This is a genomic window from Acrocarpospora catenulata, assembly GCF_018476525.1.
In the GTDB taxonomy this organism is placed as follows: domain Bacteria; phylum Actinomycetota; class Actinomycetes; order Streptosporangiales; family Streptosporangiaceae; genus Acrocarpospora; species Acrocarpospora catenulata.
In genome coordinates this window covers 58,388-78,914 of the sequence record NZ_JAHCST010000044.1, presented here as the reverse complement: position 1 = coordinate 78,914, position 20,527 = coordinate 58,388, and the positions used below count along the sequence as shown (strand labels likewise).

22 protein-coding genes are annotated in these 20,527 nt (G+C 67.4%); all 22 read left to right on the top strand.

Features of this window, described 5'->3' with window-relative positions; translation table 11 throughout:
* Positions 1–113: 113 nt before the first annotated feature.
* The 22 genes from KIP79_RS32660 to rplE all read left to right on the top strand — a co-directional run bounded on the left by KIP79_RS32660 (position 114) and on the right by rplE (position 20,525).
* On the top strand, positions 114–611 hold the full coding sequence (locus tag KIP79_RS32660) for an Rv1363c family protein (RefSeq protein WP_308170006.1): 498 nt from the start codon (positions 114–116) through the stop codon (positions 609–611).
* Positions 608–1,144: an Rv1363c family protein gene (locus tag KIP79_RS32655; RefSeq protein ID WP_214108805.1), complete on the top strand. Its 537-nt coding sequence runs from the start codon at positions 608–610 to the stop codon at positions 1,142–1,144. The genes KIP79_RS32660 and KIP79_RS32655 overlap by 4 nt, the downstream gene beginning before the upstream one ends.
* A 423-nt stretch (positions 1,145–1,567) precedes the next feature.
* Positions 1,568–5,032: a DNA-directed RNA polymerase subunit beta gene (rpoB, locus tag KIP79_RS32650; protein WP_214108804.1), complete on the top strand. Its 3,465-nt coding sequence runs from the start codon at positions 1,568–1,570 to the stop codon at positions 5,030–5,032.
* Positions 5,033–5,046: 14 nt separating this feature from the next.
* On the top strand, positions 5,047–8,922 hold the full coding sequence (locus KIP79_RS32645; protein ID WP_214108803.1) for a DNA-directed RNA polymerase subunit beta': 3,876 nt from the start codon (positions 5,047–5,049) through the stop codon (positions 8,920–8,922).
* 430 nt (positions 8,923–9,352) lie between these two features.
* Positions 9,353–9,727, top strand: a complete 375-nt coding sequence (rpsL, locus tag KIP79_RS32640; protein WP_030451506.1) for a 30S ribosomal protein S12 — start codon at positions 9,353–9,355, stop codon at positions 9,725–9,727.
* Positions 9,727–10,197 (top strand): 30S ribosomal protein S7, encoded by a 471-nt coding sequence (gene rpsG / locus KIP79_RS32635; protein ID WP_068896530.1) that lies wholly within the window; start codon positions 9,727–9,729, stop codon positions 10,195–10,197. The genes rpsL and rpsG overlap by 1 nt, the downstream gene beginning before the upstream one ends.
* Before the next feature lie 84 nt (positions 10,198–10,281).
* Positions 10,282–12,330: an elongation factor G gene (fusA, locus tag KIP79_RS32630; RefSeq protein ID WP_250214206.1), complete on the top strand. Its 2,049-nt coding sequence runs from the start codon at positions 10,282–10,284 to the stop codon at positions 12,328–12,330.
* Positions 12,331–12,421: 91 nt separating this feature from the next.
* Entirely contained in the window at positions 12,422–13,615 is a 1,194-nt protein-coding gene (gene tuf / locus KIP79_RS32625; protein ID WP_214108801.1) for an elongation factor Tu, read from the top strand.
* Between the two features lie 156 nt (positions 13,616–13,771).
* On the top strand, positions 13,772–14,080 hold the full coding sequence (rpsJ, locus tag KIP79_RS32620; RefSeq protein WP_012887830.1) for a 30S ribosomal protein S10: 309 nt from the start codon (positions 13,772–13,774) through the stop codon (positions 14,078–14,080).
* Between the two features lie 14 nt (positions 14,081–14,094).
* Complete coding sequence (rplC, locus tag KIP79_RS32615) at positions 14,095–14,748, top strand: 50S ribosomal protein L3 (RefSeq protein ID WP_214108800.1); 654 nt, start codon at positions 14,095–14,097, stop codon at positions 14,746–14,748.
* Positions 14,745–15,395, top strand: a complete 651-nt coding sequence (rplD, locus tag KIP79_RS32610) for a 50S ribosomal protein L4 (protein ID WP_214108799.1) — start codon at positions 14,745–14,747, stop codon at positions 15,393–15,395. Before rplC ends, rplD begins: the two co-directional genes overlap by 4 nt.
* Positions 15,395–15,697: a 50S ribosomal protein L23 gene (rplW, locus tag KIP79_RS32605; RefSeq protein WP_214108798.1), complete on the top strand. Its 303-nt coding sequence runs from the start codon at positions 15,395–15,397 to the stop codon at positions 15,695–15,697. Before rplD ends, rplW begins: the two co-directional genes overlap by 1 nt.
* Positions 15,698–15,814: 117 nt before the next feature.
* Positions 15,815–16,651: a 50S ribosomal protein L2 gene (gene rplB, locus KIP79_RS32600; RefSeq protein ID WP_214108797.1), complete on the top strand. Its 837-nt coding sequence runs from the start codon at positions 15,815–15,817 to the stop codon at positions 16,649–16,651.
* 11 nt (positions 16,652–16,662) lie between these two features.
* Entirely contained in the window at positions 16,663–16,941 is a 279-nt protein-coding gene (rpsS, locus tag KIP79_RS32595; RefSeq protein WP_012887835.1) for a 30S ribosomal protein S19, read from the top strand.
* Positions 16,942–16,970: 29 nt separating this feature from the next.
* Positions 16,971–17,324: a 50S ribosomal protein L22 gene (gene rplV / locus KIP79_RS32590; protein WP_214108796.1), complete on the top strand. Its 354-nt coding sequence runs from the start codon at positions 16,971–16,973 to the stop codon at positions 17,322–17,324.
* Positions 17,324–18,181 carry a 30S ribosomal protein S3 gene (gene rpsC / locus KIP79_RS32585; RefSeq protein ID WP_214108795.1) on the top strand — a complete coding sequence of 286 codons (858 nt, stop codon included), beginning with the start codon at positions 17,324–17,326 and terminating at the stop codon, positions 18,179–18,181. Before rplV ends, rpsC begins: the two co-directional genes overlap by 1 nt.
* A gap of 2 nt (positions 18,182–18,183) precedes the next feature.
* Entirely contained in the window at positions 18,184–18,603 is a 420-nt protein-coding gene (gene rplP, locus KIP79_RS32580) for a 50S ribosomal protein L16 (protein ID WP_214108794.1), read from the top strand.
* Positions 18,603–18,839 carry a 50S ribosomal protein L29 gene (gene rpmC / locus KIP79_RS32575; protein WP_214108793.1) on the top strand — a complete coding sequence of 79 codons (237 nt, stop codon included), beginning with the start codon at positions 18,603–18,605 and terminating at the stop codon, positions 18,837–18,839. The genes rplP and rpmC overlap by 1 nt, the downstream gene beginning before the upstream one ends.
* On the top strand, positions 18,832–19,107 hold the full coding sequence (gene rpsQ, locus KIP79_RS32570) for a 30S ribosomal protein S17 (RefSeq protein ID WP_214108792.1): 276 nt from the start codon (positions 18,832–18,834) through the stop codon (positions 19,105–19,107). The genes rpmC and rpsQ overlap by 8 nt, the downstream gene beginning before the upstream one ends.
* Positions 19,108–19,276: 169 nt before the next feature.
* The gene (gene rplN / locus KIP79_RS32565) at positions 19,277–19,645 is read left to right on the top strand and encodes a 50S ribosomal protein L14 (protein WP_055482781.1); all 369 of its coding nucleotides are present in this window, start codon (positions 19,277–19,279) and stop codon (positions 19,643–19,645) included.
* A gap of 8 nt (positions 19,646–19,653) precedes the next feature.
* The gene (rplX, locus tag KIP79_RS32560; RefSeq protein ID WP_214108812.1) at positions 19,654–19,956 is read left to right on the top strand and encodes a 50S ribosomal protein L24; all 303 of its coding nucleotides are present in this window, start codon (positions 19,654–19,656) and stop codon (positions 19,954–19,956) included.
* Positions 19,956–20,525, top strand: a complete 570-nt coding sequence (gene rplE, locus KIP79_RS32555) for a 50S ribosomal protein L5 (protein ID WP_214108791.1) — start codon at positions 19,956–19,958, stop codon at positions 20,523–20,525. Before rplX ends, rplE begins: the two co-directional genes overlap by 1 nt.
* Positions 20,526–20,527: the final 2 nt, after the last annotated feature.

Here is a 20,527-nt window from a genome sequence, read left to right as displayed (position 1 = left end):
GCGGGTGTCTGGACTGAACGGAGGGAGCGCAGCGACCGGAGAGAGGGAAGACACCGGCTGCGAAGCGGCCGGGCCGGCGAGCCGGAGGCTCGCCCATAGACACGGAGGCGCCGGTGGCACGGGACGTACGGAGGGCGCCGCTGCGGGTGAACCTGGGGTTGGCCGCAGTGGCGCTGGCCCTGTCCGGCGTGGCGGGGTGGGCCTGGACGGGGCGGGCCGCCGCGCTGGAGGAGGTCGCCGACCGGCAGGCCGCCACCCAGGCCGCCGCCACCCTCGCGGTCAACCTGGTCTCGGTGGACCACCGCACCATCGACTCCACCCTCGGCCGCATCCTGGCCACCTCCACCGGCGAGGCCAGGGAGGACTACCAGGCCACGCTGAAGGACGCCACGGTGCGGAACAAGGTGCTCCAGACGGGGGTGCTCCGGGCCACCGGCCTCACGTCCATGAACCCGGCCAGGACGAGCGCGGAGGCGCTGGTGGTGGCGGACGCGGTGATCAGCTGGGCGGACCGGGACGACCCCCCGGAGGAGCGCTTCTACCGCTGGCGGATGACCCTGGCCAAGGTGTCCGGCAAGTGGCTGGTGTCCAAGGCGGAGCTGGTCCAGTGAGCTCCCCGCTGACCCGGCTGCGGTTCCTGCGCCTGCGGCTGACCGCCCTGCTGGCCCTGCTGGCCCTGGCCGCCGCCGTGGCGGCCGGATGGCTCTACACGGACCTCGGCCGCCTCCAGGCCGCCGAACGGGCCGCCAGGGAGGGCGGGGAGGCGGCCAGAGCGTACGCGGCGGACATGCTCTCCTACGACTACCGCTCGGTGGAGGAGGACCTGGCGCGGGCCAGGGGCCACGCCACGGGGGCGCTGGCGGAGCAGTACCGGCGGCTGGCGGGCACCCTGGTGCCGGAGGCGAAGAAGCTCCGGAAGGTGCAGCAGGCCGAGGTCGACGACATCGCGGTCGAGTCGGCCACCCCGGAGGAGGTCCGCGTGCTGGTCTTCCTGAACATGACCACCACCTCCCCCGAGACCGGGGGGAAAGGTGCACGTCAGGAGGTCGCCCAGAACCGGGCGCGCCTGGTCATGGTGCCGGTGGGTAACCGCTGGCTGGTCGCCGACCTTTCCACGCTGTTGGGCAACACGCCCATCCGGTGAGCCGCGTTATTCAATTGTTAGTCAAGACCAGGTTTGGCCCTCTTGGTTCTGGGGATGCCAACAGCGCGACAGAGGTCAACCGTTGGTCAACGTTCGGTCCTCCGCGTGACAGAGCGTTAGCTGCACCCGGTCCAGGGTATCGAAAGGGTCCGGCGGCTTTCGTAGGTCTCGCGGTGGGGAAAAACCCAGCGTGGTGGCCATTGGTTAGCCGAAATGTCGGGCCTCGGGCTTGACGTTTCGGCCCGGACGGGTGATGCTGCCAGCAACGTGGAGCGCAGAGCGAGAGCGGAGTGGACAGGTGTATGCCCATCGGCTACACTGCCCCTTTGCGCTGCCCTTTGACGACCGCTTCTCTCAGTAACCTTGCTGCATGGTCGTCTGGCGTGCGTGTAGTCAGTCCGCGAGCCCTCGGAAGGACATCTGTTGGCAGCCTCGCGCAACGCCTCCGCCGTACCCGCCGGTCCCCGTACCGTGTCTTTCGCACGTATTCAGGAACCGCTCGAAGTTCCTGATCTTCTAGCTCTGCAGACCGAGTCCTTCGACTGGTTGCTTGGCAACGAGAAGTGGAAGGGCCGGGTCGAGGCGGCCAGGCTGGCCGGACGGAAGGACGTTCCGGCTCAGTCGGGCCTGGAAGAGATCTTCGAGGAGATCAGTCCCATTGAGGACTTCTCCGGCACCATGTCCCTCTCGTTCCGGGATCACCGGTTCGAGCCGCCCAAGTACTCGGTGGACGAGTGCAAGGACAAGGACATGACCTACTCCGCGCCGATGTTCGTGACCGCGGAGTTCATCAACAACACCACCGGTGAGATCAAGAGCCAGACCGTGTTCATGGGCGACTTCCCGCTCATGACCTCCAAGGGCACCTTCATCATCAACGGCACCGAGCGTGTCGTGGTGTCCCAGCTGGTCCGGTCCCCCGGGGTCTACTTCGACCGCTCGGTCGACAAGACCTCCGACAAGGACCTGTTCGGCTGCCGGGTGATCCCGTCCCGCGGCGCCTGGCTCGAGTTCGAGATCGACAAGCGTGACAGCGTCGGCGTCCGCATCGACCGCAAGCGCAAGCAGGCCGTCACGGTCCTGCTGAAGGCGCTCGGCTGGACCAGCGAGCAGATTCTCGAGCGGTTCGGTCAGTACGAGTCGATGCGCGCCACCCTGGAGAAGGACCACACCTCCGGCCAGGACGACGCGCTGCTCGACATCTACCGGAAGCTCCGCCCGGGCGAGCCGCCGACCAAGGAGTCCGCGCAGACCCTGCTGGAGAACCTGTACTTCAACCCCAAGCGGTACGACCTGGCCAAGGTCGGCCGATACAAGATCAATAAGAAGCTCGGGGTGGATTCCGACATCACCCAGGGCACGCTGACCGACGAGGACATCGTCGCCACCATCGAGTACATCGTGCGGCTGCACGCCGGCGAGGAGACGATGGGGCCGGACGGTTCGGTGATCATCGAGACCGACGACATCGACCACTTCGGCAACCGGCGTCTGCGTACCGTCGGGGAGCTCATCCAGAACCAGGTCCGGCTCGGCCTGGCCCGGATGGAGCGCGTGGTCCGCGAGCGCATGACCACCCAGGACGTCGAGGCCATCACGCCGCAGACTCTGATCAACATCCGCCCCGTGGTGGCGTCGATCAAGGAGTTCTTCGGCACCTCGCAGCTGTCGCAGTTCATGGACCAGACCAACCCGCTGGCCGGCCTGACCCACAAGCGCCGCCTGTCGGCCCTGGGCCCCGGCGGTCTGTCCCGGGAGCGGGCCGGCTTCGAGGTCCGTGACGTGCACCCGTCCCACTACGGCCGGATGTGCCCGATCGAGACGCCGGAAGGCCCGAACATCGGTCTGATCGGCTCGCTGGCCTCCTTCGGCCGGATCAACTCCTTCGGGTTCGTGGAGACCCCGTACCGGAAGGTCGTCGACGGGAAGGTGTCCGACCAGGTCGACTACCTCACCGCCGACCAGGAGGACCGGCACGTGGTGGCCCAGGCCAACACCCGGCTGCACACCGACGGCACCTTCGCCGAGGAGCGCGTGCTGGCCCGCCGCAAGGGCGGCGAGTTCGAGGCCGTGCACCCGGGCGAGGTCGACTACATGGACGTCTCGCCGCGCCAGATGGTGTCGGTGGCGACCGCCATGATCCCGTTCCTGGAGCACGACGACGCCAACCGCGCGCTGATGGGCTCCAACATGCAGCGCCAGTCGGTGCCCCTGCTGAAGAGCGAGGCCCCGCTGGTCGGCACCGGCATGGAGTACCGCGCGGCCACCGACGCCGGCGACGTGATCAACGCCGACAAGGCGGGCGTGGTGGAGGAGGTCTCGGCCGACTACATCACCGTCATGAACGACGACGGCACCCGCACGACGTACCGGGTGGCCAAGTTCAAGCGCTCCAACCAGGGCACCTGTTTCAACCAGAAGCCCATCGTGGCGGAGGGCGACCGGGTCGAGGCCAACCAGGTGATCGCCGACGGGCCGTGCACCGACTCCGGTGAGATGGCGCTGGGCAAGAACCTGCTCGTGGCGTTCATGCCGTGGGAGGGCCACAACTACGAGGACGCGATCATCCTCTCCCAGCGCCTGGTCCAGGACGACGTGCTCTCCTCGATCCACATCGAGGAGCACGAGGTCGACGCCCGGGACACCAAGCTCGGCCCGGAGGAGATCACTCGGGACATCCCGAACGTCTCCGAGGAGGTCCTGGCCGACCTGGACGAGCGGGGCATCATCCGGATCGGCGCCGAGGTCGTCACCGGCGACATCCTGGTCGGCAAGGTCACCCCCAAGGGTGAGACCGAGCTGACCCCCGAGGAGCGGCTGCTCCGCGCGATCTTCGGTGAGAAGGCGCGCGAGGTCCGCGACACCTCGCTGAAGGTGCCGCACGGCGAGTCCGGCAAGGTCATCGGCGTCCGCGTGTTCAGCCGCGAGGAGGGCGACGAACTGCCCCCCGGGGTCAACGAGCTGGTCCGGGTGTACGTGGCGCAGAAGCGCAAGATCACCGACGGCGACAAGCTGGCCGGCCGCCACGGCAACAAGGGCGTCATCTCCAAGATCCTGCCGGTCGAGGACATGCCGTTCCTGGAGGACGGCACCCCGGTCGACATCGTGCTCAACCCGCTGGGCGTGCCCGGCCGAATGAACGTCGGCCAGGTGCTGGAGACCCATCTCGGCTGGATCGCCGCCCGAGGGTGGGACGTGTCCGGGATCGAGGAGGCCTGGGCCGAACGCCTCAGGGAGAAGGGCCTGGCCGAGGTGAACCCGTTCACCAAGGTGGCCACGCCGGTGTTCGACGGCGCCCACGAGGAGGAGATCGTCGGCCTGCTGAGCAACACCATGAAGAACAGGGACGGCTCCCGCATGGTCGGCGAGAACGGCAAGGCGAAGCTGTTCGACGGCCGCTCCGGCGAACCGTTCCCGCACCCGATCTCGGTCGGCTACATCTACATCCTGAAGCTGCTCCACCTGGTCGACGACAAGATCCACGCCCGGTCGACCGGTCCGTACTCGATGATCACCCAGCAGCCGCTGGGTGGTAAGGCGCAGTTCGGCGGCCAGCGCTTCGGCGAGATGGAGGTGTGGGCCCTGGAGGCCTACGGCGCCGCCTACGCGCTGCAGGAACTGCTCACCATCAAGTCCGACGACGTGCTCGGCCGGGTCAAGGTCTACGAGGCCATCGTCAAGGGCGAGAACATCCCCGAGCCGGGTATCCCGGAGTCCTTCAAGGTTCTGATCAAGGAAATGCAGTCGCTCTGCCTGAACGTCGAGGTGCTCTCCAGCGACGGCATGTCCATCGAGATGCGGGACACCGACGAGGACGTCTTCCGCGCCGCGGAGGAACTCGGTATCGATCTGTCCCGGCGCGAGCCGAGCAGTGTGGAAGAAGTCTGAGGGGGAGATAGCACATGCTGGACGTCAACTTCTTCGACGAGCTCAGGATCGGCCTGGCCACCGCCGACGACATCCGTCAGTGGTCGCACGGTGAGGTCAAGAAGCCGGAGACGATCAACTACCGGACCCTCAAGCCCGAGAAGGACGGCCTCTTCTGCGAGAAGATCTTCGGCCCGACCCGGGACTGGGAGTGCTACTGCGGCAAGTACAAGCGGGTGCGCTTCAAGGGCATCATCTGTGAGCGCTGCGGCGTCGAGGTGACCCGCGCCAAGGTGCGGCGTGAGCGCATGGGCCACATCGAGCTGGCCGCCCCCGTGACCCACATCTGGTACTTCAAGGGTGTGCCGTCCCGGCTGGGCTACCTGCTCGACCTGGCGCCCAAGGACCTGGAGAAGGTCATCTACTTCGCGGCGTACATGATCACCCATGTGGACGCGGAGACGCGCGACCGGGACCTGCCCTCCCTGGAGGCGAAGATCTCGGTCGAGCGGCAGCACGTCGAGCAGCGGCGGGACGCCGACATCGAGGCCAGGCAGAAGAAGCTCGAAGCCGACCTGGCCGAGCTGGAGGCCGCCGGGGCCAAGGGCGACCAGCGCCGTAAGGTGCGCGAGGGCGCCGACCGCGAGATGCGCCAGCTCCGGGACCGGGCCCAGCGCGAGCTGGACCGGCTGGACGAGGTGTGGAGCCGTTTCAAGAACCTCAAGGTCCAGGACCTTGAGGGTGACGAGATGCTCTACCGGGAGATGCGTGACCGGTTCGGCCGCTACTTCAAGGGCGGCATGGGCGCGCAGGCCATCCAGGAGCGGCTGCAGAGCTTCGACCTGGACCAGGAGGCCGAGAACCTGCGGGAGACCATCCGCAGCGGCAAGGGCCAGAAGAAGGCCCGCGCGCTGAAGCGGCTGAAGGTCGTCGCGGCCTTCCTGAACACCCGCAACTCCCCGGCCGGCATGGTCCTGGACTGCATCCCGGTCATCCCGCCGGACCTGCGCCCGATGGTGCAGCTGGACGGTGGCCGGTTCGCGACCTCGGACCTGAACGACCTGTACCGCCGGGTCATCAACCGGAACAACCGCCTCAAGCGACTGCTCGACCTCGGCGCGCCCGAGATCATCGTGAACAACGAGAAGCGCATGCTGCAGGAGGCCGTGGACGCGCTGTTCGACAACGGCCGCCGCGGCCGCCCGGTCACCGGGCCCGGCAACCGCCCGCTGAAGTCCCTCAGCGACATGCTGAAGGGCAAGCAGGGCCGGTTCCGGCAGAACCTGCTGGGCAAGCGTGTCGACTACTCCGGCCGTTCGGTCATCGTGGTCGGCCCGCAGCTCAAGCTGCACCAGTGCGGCCTGCCCAAGCAGATGGCGCTGGAGCTGTTCAAGCCGTTCGTGATGAAGCGGCTGGTGGACCTCAACCACGCGCAGAACATCAAGTCCGCCAAGCGCATGGTGGAGCGGGCCCGCCCGGTCGTGTGGGACGTGCTGGAAGAGGTCATCACCGAGCACCCGGTGCTGCTCAACCGGGCGCCCACGCTGCACCGCCTGGGCATCCAGGCCTTCGAGCCGCAGCTGGTCGAGGGCAAGGCCATCCAGATCCACCCGCTGGTCTGCACCGCGTTCAACGCGGACTTCGACGGCGACCAGATGGCCGTGCACCTGCCGCTGTCGGCGGAGGCCCAGGCCGAGGCCCGGATCCTGATGCTGTCCACCAACAACATCCTCAAGCCGGCCGACGGCAAGCCGGTGACGATGCCCACCCAGGACATGGTCATCGGGCTCTACTCGCTGACCACCATGGCCGAAGAGGCGGGCGGCGAGGGCCGGGTGTTCTCCTCGGTGGCCGAGGCCCTGATGGCCTACGACCGCCGGGAGCTGGACCTGCAGGCCAAGGTGCACGTCCGGCTCAAGGACGTCGCCCCGCCGCGCGGCTGGGAGGCGCCCGAGGGCTGGGAGGCCGGCGACCCGCTGCGGCTGGAGACCACGCTCGGCCGGTGCCTGTTCAACCAGACGCTGCCGGCGAACTACCCGTTCGTGAACTACCAGGTGGGCAAGAAGCAGCTGTCCGCGATCGTCAACGAGCTGGCCGAGACCTACCCCAAGGTCGAGGTGGCCAACGCGCTGGACGCGTTGAAGGACGCGGGCTTCCACTGGGCCACCCGGGCCGGGGTCACCATCTCCATCGACGACGTCATCGCCCCGCCGAACAAGGCGGCGATCATGGAGTCGTACGAGAAGCGGGCCGACAAGGTGCAGCGGGAGTACGACCGCGGTCTGATCACCGACGAGGAGCGCCGTCAGGAGCTCATCGAGATCTGGACGCACGCCACCAGCGACGTGACCGAGGACATGCAGAACGCGTTCGCCAAGACGAACCCGATCTGGATGATGGTCCAGTCCGGCGCCCGTGGAAACCTGATGCAGGTGCGCCAGATCGCCGGTATCCGCGGCCTGGTCTCCAACACCAAGGGTGAGACGATCCCCCGGCCGATCAAGTCCTCCTTCCGTGAGGGTCTGTCGGTGCTGGAGTACTTCATCTCCACCCACGGCCAGCGGAAGGGTCTGGCGGACACCGCGCTGCGGACCGCCGACTCGGGCTACCTGACCCGGCGTCTGGTGGACGTGGCGCAGGACGTCATCGTCCGCGAGATCGACTGCGGCACCGACCGCGCGGTCCCGCTGCACACCGCCGAGCGGGACGCGGCGGGCAACCTGGTCAAGGCGGAGAACGCGGAGAGCAACATCCACGGCCGGATCCTGGCCGAGGACGTCGAGGTGGACGGCAAGCTGGTCGCCACGGCGGGCACCGACATCAACGACGCGGTGGTGACCGCCCTGGTCGCGGCCGGGATCGGGACCGTCAGGACGCGGAGCACGCTGGTCTGCGAGGCCAAGATCGGGGTCTGCGCGACCTGCTACGGCCGGTCGCTGGCCACCGGCAAGCTGGTGGACGTCGGCGAGGCGGTGGGCATCATCGCCGCCCAGTCCATCGGTGAGCCCGGCACCCAGCTGACCATGCGGACCTTCCACACCGGTGGTGTGGCGGGCGCCGACATCACCCACGGTCTGCCGCGTGTGCAGGAGCTCTTCGAGGCCCGCATCCCCAAGGGTGTGGCCCCGATCAGCGAGGTCACCGGCCGGATCAGGATCGACGAGACGGACAAGACCCGCAAGGTCGTGGTCATCCCGGACGACGGCTCGGACGAGGTGGCCTACCCGGTCTCCATGCGGTCCCGGCTGACCGTCTCGGAGGGGCAGCACATCGATGTCGGCACTCAGCTGATCGCCGGTGCCCGCAACCCCAACGAGGTGCTGCGCATCCTCGGTCCGCGTGCGGTGCAGCTGCACCTGGTGGAGGAGGTCCAGCAGGTCTACCGGTCGCAGGGTGTGTCCATCCACGACAAGCACATCGAGGTCATCGTCCGGCAGATGCTCAAGCGGGTGAACGTGCTGGAGTCCGGCGACGCCGACATGCTCCCCGGCGAGCTGGTGGAGCGGCCGAAGTTCGAGCGCCTCAACCGCGAGGTCGTGGCCGAGGGCGGCACCCCCGCCTCCGGCCGTCCGGTCCTGATGGGCATCACCAAGGCCTCGCTGGCCACCGAGTCCTGGCTGTCGGCGGCCTCCTTCCAGGAGACCACCCGGGTGCTCACCGACGCGGCCATCCACGCCAAGTCGGACTCGCTCCTGGGCCTGAAGGAGAACGTCATCATCGGTAAGCTCATCCCGGCCGGTACGGGCATGCCCCAGTACCGCAACGTCCGGGTGGAGCCCACCGAGGAGGCCAAGGCCGCGATGTACACGGTCGGCGGCTACGACGGCTCGGCGTCGGACTACACCTTCGGCTCGGGCAGCGGCGAGGCCGTCCCGCTGGAGGAGTACGACTTCGGTCAGTACGGCAGGTGACAGGCAACTGACGAAGAGCCGTCGCGTCGGAAGGCGCGGCGGCTCTTCGCGTAAACGGGCCAGGGCATGCCTCTGGTGGGAGTAGACTGTCTGCGGACTCAATTCGGCCTGCACTGGAAAGGTGGGCCGGGGACCCCGGGCGAGGGATCCCGACGACCCACACATGCGGGCGTTTTGACGTGTTGCGTGCGGCTGGGTAGTCTTTTCCTCCGTGCCCATGAGTTCATGGGTCTACGCGCGTGCGCGCAGGCCGCGCGCGGCTCTCTCCAATCCCGGCGCAATCCCGGTGCGGGTGTGGTGCGAATTAAACGCGACACGCCCGACCGCGTGGGTCGGCGGAGAGGGAAAACCAGCAGGTCATGACACCGGCAGTACCTGCGAAAAAGCATGTCCACGTATCACCGGCAAGGCACGAAACGGAGTTGTTGTAGTGCCCACGATTCAGCAGTTGGTCCGAAAGGGCCGGCAGGACAAGGTCTCCAAGACCAAGACTCCTGCGCTCAAGGGCAGCCCGCAGCGGCGCGGCGTCTGCACCCGCGTCTACACCACCACCCCGAAGAAGCCCAACTCGGCGCTTCGGAAGGTCGCGCGTGTCCGCCTGACCAACGGCATCGAGGTCACGGCCTACATCCCCGGTGTGGGTCACAACCTGCAGGAGCACTCCATCGTGCTCGTCCGTGGCGGTCGTGTTAAGGACCTGCCCGGCGTCCGCTACAAGATTATTCGTGGCTCGCTGGACACCCAGGGTGTCCGTAACCGCAAGCAGGCCCGCTCCCGCTACGGCGCGAAGAAGGAGAAGAAGTAATGCCTCGCAAGGGTTCTCCTGGGCGTCGTCAGCTTATGGCCGACCCGGTGCACAACTCGCCGCTGGTCACCGCCCTCATCAACAAGGTCCTGCTGGACGGCAAGCGTTCGATCGCCCAGTCGATCGTGTACGGCGCGCTCGAAGGCTGCAAGGAGAAGACCGGCAACGACCCGGTCGTCACCCTCAAGCGGGCCCTCGACAACGTGAAGCCGACCCTGGAGGTGCGCAGCCGCCGGGTCGGTGGCGCCACCTACCAGGTCCCGGTCGAGGTGCGCGCGGCGCGCAGCACCACGCTGGCCCTGCGCTGGCTGGTGCAGTACTCCCGCGCCCGCCGCGAGAAGACCATGACCGAGCGCCTCATGAACGAGCTCCTCGACGCCAGCAACGGCCTCGGGGCGAGCGTGAAGAAGCGCGAGGACACCCACAAGATGGCCGAGTCCAACAAGGCCTTCGCTCACTACCGCTGGTAGTCGGGCGCTCCACCAAGCAAAGGACGCAGAGAAGTGGCCACCCAACTGGCTCTTGACCTGGCCAAGGTCCGCAACATCGGGATCATGGCCCATATCGACGCGGGCAAGACCACCACGACCGAGCGAATCCTGTTCTACACCGGGATCAACTACAAGATCGGTGAAGTCCACGAGGGCGCTGCCACCATGGACTGGATGGAGCAGGAGCAGGAGCGCGGCATCACCATCACCTCCGCCGCGACCACCTGCGAGTGGCTCGGCCACACCATCAACATCATCGACACTCCGGGGCACGTCGACTTCACCATCGAGGTGGAGCGCTCGCTCCGCGTGCTCGACGGCGCGGTGGCCGTGTTCGACGGTGTCGCCGGTGTCGAGCCGCAGTCGGAGACGGTCTGGCGCCAGGCGGACCGCTACGACGTGCCGCGCATCTGCTTCGTGAACAAGATGGACCGGGTCGGCGCCGAGTTCCACCGCTGCGTGGACATGATGGTCAGCCGCCTGGGCGCCACTCCGGCGGTCATCCAGCTGCCGTGGGGCGTCGAGTCCGACTTCAAGGGCGTCATCGACCTGGTCAAGATGAAGGGCCTGATCTGGAGCGCCGAGGCGGCCAAGGGCGAGATGTACGACACCGTCGACATCCCGGCCGACCACGCCGAGGTGGCCAGGGAGTGGCGCGACAAGCTGGTCGAGACGGTCGCGGAGAACGACGACGAGCTGATGGAGCTCTTCCTGGAGGGCGTCGAGCCCACCGAGGAGCAGCTGGTGGCGGCGCTCCGCCGGGCCACCCTGTCCAGCGCCATCAACCCGGTGCTCTGCGGCACCGCGTTCAAGAACAAGGGCGTCCAGCCCCTGCTCGACGCGATCGTGGCCTACCTGCCCGCGCCGACCGACCTCCCGGCCTTCAAGGGCCACGCGGTCGGCCGCGAGGACCAGGTGGTGGAGCGCAGCTCGGACGTGAACGAGCCGTTCTCCGCGCTGGCCTTCAAGATCATGAGCGACCAGCACCTGGGCCGTCTCACCTACATCCGCATCTACTCCGGCACTCTTGAGTCCGGCACCGGCGTGATCAACTCGGTGAAGGGCAAGAAGGAGCGGATCGGCAAGATCTACCAGATGCACGCGAACAAGCGCGAGGAGCGCCCGTCCGCGCACGCTGGTCAGATCGTCGCCGTGATGGGCCTGAAGGACACCACCACCGGTGACACCCTGTGCGACCCGGCCAACCCGGTCGTGCTGGAGTCGATGACCTTCCCGGCGCCGGTGATCAGCGTCGCCATCGAGCCCAAGACCAAGGGCGACCAGGAGAAGCTGGGCACCGCCATCCAGCGGCTGGCCGAGGAGGACCCGTCCTTCCAGGTCCGCCGGGACGAGGAGACCGGTCAGACGGTCATCCACGGCATGGGCGAGCTGCACCTGGAGATCCTGGTCGACCGGATGCGCCGCGAGTTCAAGGTCGAGGCCAACGTCGGCCGGCCGCAGGTGGCGTACCGTGAGACCATCCGCCGCAAGGTGGAGAAGGTCGACTACGTCCACAAGAAGCAGACCGGTGGCTCCGGCCAGTTCGCGAAGGTCATCATCGACCTGGAGCCGCTGGGCGAGGGCAACGACGGTTACGAGTTCGAGAACAAGGTCTCCGGTGGCCGCATCCCCCGGGAGTTCATCCCGTCGGTGGACGCGGGCGCCCAGCAGGCGGCCGAGTTCGGCGTGCTGGCCGGCTACCCGATGGTGGGTGTGAAGGTCACCCTCCAGGACGGCGCCTACCACGAGGTCGACTCCTCGGAAATGGCGTTCAAGATGGCCGGCTCGATGGCCTTCAAGGAGGCCGCCCGCAAGGCCGACCCCGTGCTCCTTGAGCCGATGATGGCCGTCGAGGTCACCACGCCCGAGGACTACATGGGTGACGTCATCGGCGACCTCAACGGCCGCCGCGGGCAGATCCAGGCCATGGACGAGCGGGCCGGCGCCCGCGTCGTCAAGGCTCTCGTCCCGCTCTCCGAGATGTTCGGGTACGTGGGCGACCTGCGGAGCAAGACGCAGGGCCGGGCGAGCTACAGCATGCAGTTCGATTCCTACTCGGAGGTGCCTCCGGGCATCGCCAAGGAGATCGTCGCGAAGGTCCGGGGCGAGTAATCGGGTACGGCTGCCGCCCCGGCGGGAGCCGTACCGACCCGGATCGAGAAGAGACGAAAGTCAAGTCAGAAATCTCTAAGGAGACAGAGCAGTGGCCAAGGCCAAGTTCGAGCGGAACAAGCCGCACGTGAACATCGGCACCATTGGGCACATCGACCACGGCAAGACCACTCTGACCGCGGCGATCACCAAAGTGCTTCATGACCGTTTCCCGAACCTCAACGAGGCGACTCCGTTCGACAAGATCGACAAGGCGCCCGAGGAGAAGGCTCGCGGTATCACCATCTCCATCGCGCACGTCGAGTACCAGACCGAGAAGCGCCACTACGCGCACGTCGACTGCCCTGGTCACGCCGACTACGTGAAGAACATGATCACCGGTGCCGCGCAGATGGACGGTGCGATCCTCGTGGTCGCCGCCACTGACGGCCCGATGCCGCAGACCAAGGAGCACGTGCTCCTGGCCCGCCAGGTCGGCGTGCCCTACATCGTGGTGGCCCTCAACAAGGCCGACATGGTGGACGACGAGGAGATCCTGGAGCTCGTCGAGCTCGAGGTCCGTGAGCTGCTCTCGGCTCAGGAGTTCCCCGGCGACGACCTGCCCGTGGTTCGCGTCTCCGCGCTCAAGGCGCTGGAGGGCGACGAGAAGTGGGGCGACTCCATCATCGAGCTGATGACCGCCGTGGACGACAACGTCCCCGAGCCGGTCCGTGACACCGACAAGCCGTTCCTGATGCCGATCGAGGACGTGTTCTCGATCACCGGCCGCGGCACCGTGGTGACCGGCCGTATCGAGCGCGGTGTTGTCAAGGTCAACGAGACCGTCGACATCATCGGCATCAAGGAGAAGCACACCACGACCACCGTCACCGGTGTCGAGATGTTCCGCAAGCTGCTCGACGAGGGCCAGGCCGGTGACAACGTCGGTCTGCTCCTGCGCGGCATCAAGCGTGAGGACGTCGAGCGCGGCCAGTGTGTCATCAAGCCGGGCACGACCACCCCGCACACCGAGTTCGAGGCGCAGGTCTACATCCTGTCCAAGGACGAGGGCGGCCGGCACACGCCGTTCTTCAACAACTACCGTCCGCAGTTCTACTTCCGTACGACTGACGTGACCGGTGTGGTGAACCTGCCGGAGGGCACCGAGATGGTCATGCCCGGTGACAACACCGAGATGAACGTCCAGCTCATCCAGCCGATCGCCATGGAGGACGGCCTCAAGTTCGCCATCCGTGAGGGTGGCCGGACCGTCGGCGCCGGTCGAGTGACCAAGATCATCAAGTAGTACCCGGCGGCCGGGTCCACCAGGACCCGGCCGCTTCCCCGTGATGCGGCAGTCCTTTCGGGGGCTCCCGAAGGGGTTGCCGGATCACGGAACCATCCAGCGGCAATGTGCCGCACGTTACTTGTTCAGACGACAGCGAAGGACACCGAGGCCACTATGGCGGGACAGAAGATCCGCATTCGGCTCAAGGCCTATGACCACGAGGTCATCGACAGCTCGGCCAAGAAGATCGTCGAGACGGTGACGCGGACCGGCGCCAAGGTCGCGGGCCCGGTGCCGCTGCCGACCGAGAAGAACGTGTACTGCGTCATCCGTTCGCCGCACAAGTACAAGGACAGCCGCGAGCACTTCGAGATGCGCACGCACAAGCGGCTGATTGACATCATCGACCCGACGCCCAAGACCGTCGACTCGCTCATGCGTCTCGACCTGCCCGCGGGTGTCGACATCTCGATCAAGCTCTGAGGGAACGCACTGACATGGCTAAGCAGATCAAGGGCGTCCTGGGCAAGAAGCTCGGCATGACCCAGGTCTTCGACGAGGGCAACCGGATCGTCCCGGTGACCGTGGTCGAGGCCGGTCCGTGCGTGGTGACCCGGGTTCGCACGCCGGAGCGGGACGGCTACTCCGCCATCCAGCTCGGCTACGGACAGGTCGACCCGCGCAAGGTCAACAAGCCGCTCGGCGACTACCTGCGTAAGCACGACATCACCCCGCGCCGCTACTTCGTCGAGGTTCGTACCGACGACGCGTCCGAGTACACCCTCGGCCAGGAGCTCCTCGCGGACACCTTCGAGGCGGGTCAGCACGTCGACGTGACCGGCAAGAGCAAGGGCAAGGGCTTCGCGGGTGTCATGAAGCGCCACAACTTCCGCGGTCTGGGCGCCTCGCACGGTACCCAGCGGAAGCACCGGTCGCCGGGTTCCATCGGTGGCTGCGCCACCCCGGGCCGCGTCTTCAAGGGCCTGCGCATGGCCGGTCGGATGGGCAACGCCCGGACCACCATCCAGAGCCTGAAGGTGCACTCGGTGGACGCCGAGAAGGGTCTCATCCTGATCAAGGGTGCGATTCCCGGCGCCAACGGGAGCCTGGTTCTCATCCGTACCGCCGCCAAGAAGGGGGCCGGCAAGTGAGCACGATTGACGTCCTCGACGCCAGCGGCGCCAAGACGGGCAGCAGCGTGGACCTGCCGGAGGACATCTTCGGCGTCAAGGTCAACATCCCGCTGATCCACCAGGTCGTCGTGGCCCAGCTCGCCGCGCGCCGGCAGGGCACCCACGCCACCAAGACCCGCGGCGACGTCCGCGGCGGTGGCAAGAAGCCGTACCGGCAGAAGGGCACCGGCCGGGCCCGCCAGGGTTCCACCCGGGCGCCCCAGTTCGCCGGCGGTGGCACCGTGCACGGGCCGCAGCCGCGGTCCTACGAGCAGAAGACGCCCAAGAAGATGAAGGCCGCCGCGCTCCGCGGGGCCCTCTCCGACCGGGCCGGCGGTGGCCGGGTGCACGTGGTGAGCGAGCTGGTCACGGGGGAGACCCCCAAGACCAAGACCGCGCTCCAGGCGCTCCGCAAGATCACCGAGGCGCGCAGCGTGCTCGTCGTGGTCGACGAGAACGACGAGCTGACCTGGCTGAGCCTGCGCAACGCGCCGGAGGTCCACCTGCTGGACGCCGGGCAGCTCAACACCTATGACGTGCTGTGCCACGACGACGTCGTCTTCACTCAGGCGGCGTACGAGCAGGTTGTGGCCCGGCTGGCGAAGAGCGGGAAGGAAGAGGCCTGATGCAGAAGATCGCCGACCCGCGCGACATCATCATCAAGCCGATCGTCTCCGAGAAGAGCTACGGCCTGATCGACGAGCACAACAAGTACACGTTCCTGGTCCGGCAGGGGGTGAACAAGACGCAGGTCAAGATCGCCGTGGAGCAGATCTTCGGGGTCAAGGTGACCAGCGTCAACACCATCAACCGGCAGGGCAAGCGCAAGCGGACCCGTTTCGGCTACGGCCAGCGGCCCGCCACCAAGCGCGCGATCGTCAGCCTCGCCGAGGGCGAGCGGATCGACATCTTCGGTCAGATCGGCTGACGCCGGATCGGCTGAAAGTCGGTTCGGCTCCACCGGATCGGCTGACAGGAAGGCACCGGGGGGACCGCCTGGTCGGCGGCCCCCATCGGTATGAATCGACAAGGATGAACGAAAAAGATGGGCATCCGTAAATACAAGCCGACGACCCCGGGTCGGCGCGGCGCCAGTGTCTCGGACTTCACCGAGATCACGCGCAGCACGCCCGAGAAGTCGCTGCTTGCCCCCCTGCACAGCAAGGGCGGTCGTAACGTCCACGGGCGGGTCACCGCCCGGCACCAGGGCGGCGGCCACAAGCGCGCCTACCGGATCATCGACTTCCGGCGGCACGACAAGGACGGGATCCCCGCCAAGGTCGCTCACATCGAGTACGACCCGAACCGGACCTCCCGGATCGCCCTGCTGCACTATGCCGACGGCGAGAAGCGCTACATTCTCGCGCCGACCGGCATCAAGCAGGGCGACCGCATCGAGAACGGCCCCCAGGCCGACATCAAGCCGGGCAACTGCCTGCCGCTGCGCAACATCCCGACCGGTACCTTCATCCACGCGGTGGAGCTGCGGCCGGGCGGCGGCGCCAAGCTGGGCCGCAGCGCCGGTGCGCAGATCCAGCTGCTGGCCAAGGAGGGCACGTACGCCACGCTGCGTATGCCGTCCGGGGAAATGCGCCAGGTGGACATCCGCTGCCGGGCGTCCGTCGGGCAGGTGGGCAACGCCGAGCAGGCCAACATCAGCATCGGCAAGGCGGGCCGGAACCGGTGGAAGGGCAAGCGCCCGACCGTCCGCGGTGTCGCCATGAACCCCGTCGACCACCCGCACGGTGGTGGCGAGGGCAAGACCTCCGGTGGCCGCCACCCGGTGAACCCGAAGGGTAAGCCCGAGGGCCGTACCCGGCAGGCGAACAAGGCCAGTGACCGGCTGATCATCCGGCGTCGGAGCAAGAGGAAGAAGCGGTAGGAGTAGCCGAAATGCCACGTAGCCTTAAGAAGGGTCCTTTCGTGGACGACCACCTGCAGAAGAAGGTGGACGTACAGAACGAGAAGGGCACCAAGAACGTCATCAAGACGTGGTCGCGGCGCTCCATGATCGTGCCCGACATGCTGGGTCACACCATCGCCGTGCACGACGGCCGCAAGCACGTCCCGGTGTTCGTCACCGAATCGATGATCGGTCACAAGCTCGGCGAGTTCGCGCCCACGCGGACCTTCCGCAGCCACGTCAAGGAAGACCGCCGCAGCCGGCGGTAAGCGCCTTTAGCAAGCAACTAGGAGAAGCGATGGAAGCCAGGGCTCAGGTGCGGTTCGCGCGCCACACGCCCCGGAAGGCCCGCCGGGTGGTGGACCTCATTCGCGGCCTGCCCGCTGCGGAGGCGCAGGCCGTGCTGCGGTTCGCCCCGCAGGCCGCGAGCGAGACCGTTTACAAGGTGCTCTCGTCCGCCGTGGCGAACGCCGAGCACAACTTCAAGCTCGACCGTGACACGCTCTTCGTGAGCCGCGCGTGGGTCGACGAGGGACCGACGCTCAAGCGGTTCCGTCCCCGTGCCCAGGGTCGCGCCTATCGGATCAACAAGCGGACCAGCCACATCACTGTGATCGTGGAATCCCGCGAGCCGAAGGGGAGGACCCGCTAGTGGGCCAGAAAGTCAACCCGCACGGGTTCCGCCTCGGTATCACCACCGACTTCAAGAGCCGGTGGTACGCCGACAAGCTGTACAAGTCGTACGTGGCCGAGGACGTCGCCATCCGCCGCATGCTGCAGAAGGGCATGGAGCGGGCCGGCATCTCCAAGGTCGAGATCGAGCGGACCACCGACCGGGTCCAGGTGGACATCCACACCGCCCGGCCGGGCATCGTCATCGGCCGCCGCGGCGCGGAGGCCGACCGGATCAGGGGCGACCTGGAGAAGCTGACCAAGAAGCAGGTCCAGCTGAACATCCTCGAGGTCAAGAACCCCGAGATCGACGCCCAGCTGGTCGCCCAGGGCGTGGCCGAGCAGCTGTCCAGCCGTGTCTCGTTCCGGCGGGCCATGCGCAAGGCCATGCAGTCGGCCATGAAGAGCGGCGCCAAGGGCATCCGGGTGCAGTGCGCCGGCCGTCTCGGCGGCGCCGAGATGTCCCGCTCGGAGTTCTACCGCGAGGGCCGGGTGCCCCTGCACACGCTCCGCGCGGACATCGACTACGGCTTCTACGAGGCCAAGACCACCTTCGGCCGGATCGGCGTGAAGGTGTGGATCTACAAGGGCGAGGCCCCCACCTCCCGCGCCGAGCGCGAGGCGGCGGCGGCCGGAGCCCGCGCGGGCCAGCGCCGCGAGCGCGACGACCGTCGCGGTGGCGGCGGCGGCGAGCGTCCCCGTCGTGGTGGGGGCGGTGACCGTCCCCGTCGTGGTGCGGGCGCCGGCCGTACCGACCGCGCACCCCGTACCGAGGCGGCCGCCCAGGCCGCCCCCGAGAGCGGCCCGGCGGAGCAGCCGGGTGCTGAAGGGAGCTGACCATGCTGATCCCGCGCAGGGTCAAGCACCGTAAGCAGCACCGGCCCGACCGCAGCGGCGCCGCCAAGGGTGGCACCCGGGTGACGTTCGGCGAGTTCGGCATTCAGGCGCTGGAGCACTCCTACGTGACCAACCGCCAGATCGAGTCGGCTCGTATCGCCATGACCCGGCACATCCGCCGTGGCGGCAAGGTGTGGATCAACATCTTCCCGGACCGTCCGCTCACCAAGAAGCCGGCCGAGACCCGCATGGGTTCCGGTAAGGGTTCGCCGGAGTGGTGGATTGCCAATGTCAAGCCCGGCCGCGTCATGTTCGAGCTGTCCGGTGTCGCCGAGCCCATCGCCCGCGAGGCGTTGCGGCGCGCGATGCACAAGCTGCCCATGAAGTGCCGGTTCGTCAAGCGTGAAGTGGGTGAGGCGTGATGGCTAAGGGCCTGACCGCCGGTGAGCTGCGGGTGGAGGACCAGGAGGCCCTGGTCCAGAAGCTCAAGGAAGCCAAGGAGGAACTGTTCAACCTCCGCTTCCAGTCGGCGACCGGTCAGTTGGAGAGCCACGGGCGGCTGCGCGCCGTCCGACGCGAGATCGCCCGTATCTACACCGTGATGCGCGAGCGGGAGCTCGGCATCGTCACGGTCGAGAAGGAGCCGAGCGATGGCTGAGTCGACGGAGAAGAGCACGCGGAACTACCGCAAGACCCGTGAGGGTCTGGTGGTCAGCGACAAGATGGAGAAGACCGTCGTGGTCGCCGTCGAGGACCGCGTCAAGCACCCGCTGTACGGCAAGGTCATCCGCCGTACCACCAAGTACAAGGCGCACGACGAGGAGAACTCGGCCGGCGTCGGCGACCGCGTGCTCCTGATGGAGACCCGGCCGCTGTCGGCCACCAAGCGGTGGCGGGTCGTGGAGATCCTCGAACGCGCCAAGTAGACGCGCCTCGTGGGGGGTGGGACACCCGCCCCCCACGGTGGTGTCCAAGGGGCCTTCCGGGGCCCGCCTTCTGCGACGGCCGTACGGCTGACGCCGGGGGAACAAGACCACACAGGTTCCGCCAGGCTCGTACACCAACGAGAACCGGCGCGACACACAGGAGTTAGACGTGATCCAGCAGGAGTCGCGACTCAAGGTCGCCGACAACACGGGTGCCAAGGAGATTCTCTGCATCCGCGTGCTCGGTGGCTCGGGCCGGCGCTACGCGGGGATCGGCGACATCATCGTTGCGACGGTGAAGGACGCCATCCCGGGCGGCGGCGTGAAGAAGGGCGACGTCGTCAAGGCCGTGGTGGTGCGCACCGTGAAGGAGCGCCGCCGGCCCGACGGCTCGTACATCCGCTTCGACGAGAACGCGGCGGTCATCATCAAGGACAGCGGTGACCCCCGGGGCACGCGTATCTTCGGCCCGGTCGGCCGCGAGCTGCGTGACAAGAAGTTCATGCGCATCATCTCGCTCGCGCCGGAGGTGCTGTAATGCCGAAGCTGCATGTGAAGAAGGGTGACCTGGTGCAGGTCATCGCAGGCAAGGACAAGGGCGCCAAGGGACGGGTGATCGTCGCGCTGCCGCGCGAGGACCGGGTCATCGTCGAGGGCGTCAACATGATCAAGAAGCACTCCAAGGTGACCAACAACGGCCCCCGCGGCGCACGCGAGGGTGGCGTGACCACCAAGGAGGCCCCCATCCACGTGAGCAACGTCAAGAAGCTCAAGGATGACGAGAAGCCCGCCAAGGACGAGCCTGTAGCGAAGGAGAAGGAGTCCGCGAAGGCGGGTGAGGACGACTGATGACCGCACAGACTGAAGAGCGGATCGTGCCCCGCCTCAAGCAGCGCTACCGCGAGGAGATCATCGCGAAGCTGCGCGAGGAGTTCGGCATCGAGAACATCATGCTGGTGCCCGGCGTCACCAAGATCAAGGTGAACATGGGCGTCGGCGAGGCCGCGCGTGACTCCAAGCTCATCGAGGGCGCGGTTCGCGACCTCACCGCGATCACCGGCCAGAAGCCGGCCGTGGTCCGGGCCCGCAAGTCCATCGCCCAGTTCAAGCTGCGCGAGGGCATGCCGATCGGGGCGCACGTGACGCTCCGCGGCGACCGCATGTGGGAGTTCCTGGACCGGCTGCTGTCGCTGGCGCTGCCCCGTATCCGGGACTTCCGCGGCCTGTCGCCCAAGCAGTTCGACGGCCACGGCAACTACACCTTCGGGCTGACCGAGCAGGTCATGTTCCACGAGATCGACCAGGACAAGGTCGACCGGCAGCGGGGCATGGACATCACGGTCGTGACCACGGCCACCAACGACGAACAGGGCCGGGCGCTGCTCAAGCACCTCGGCTTCCCCTTCAAGGAGGCCTGAGC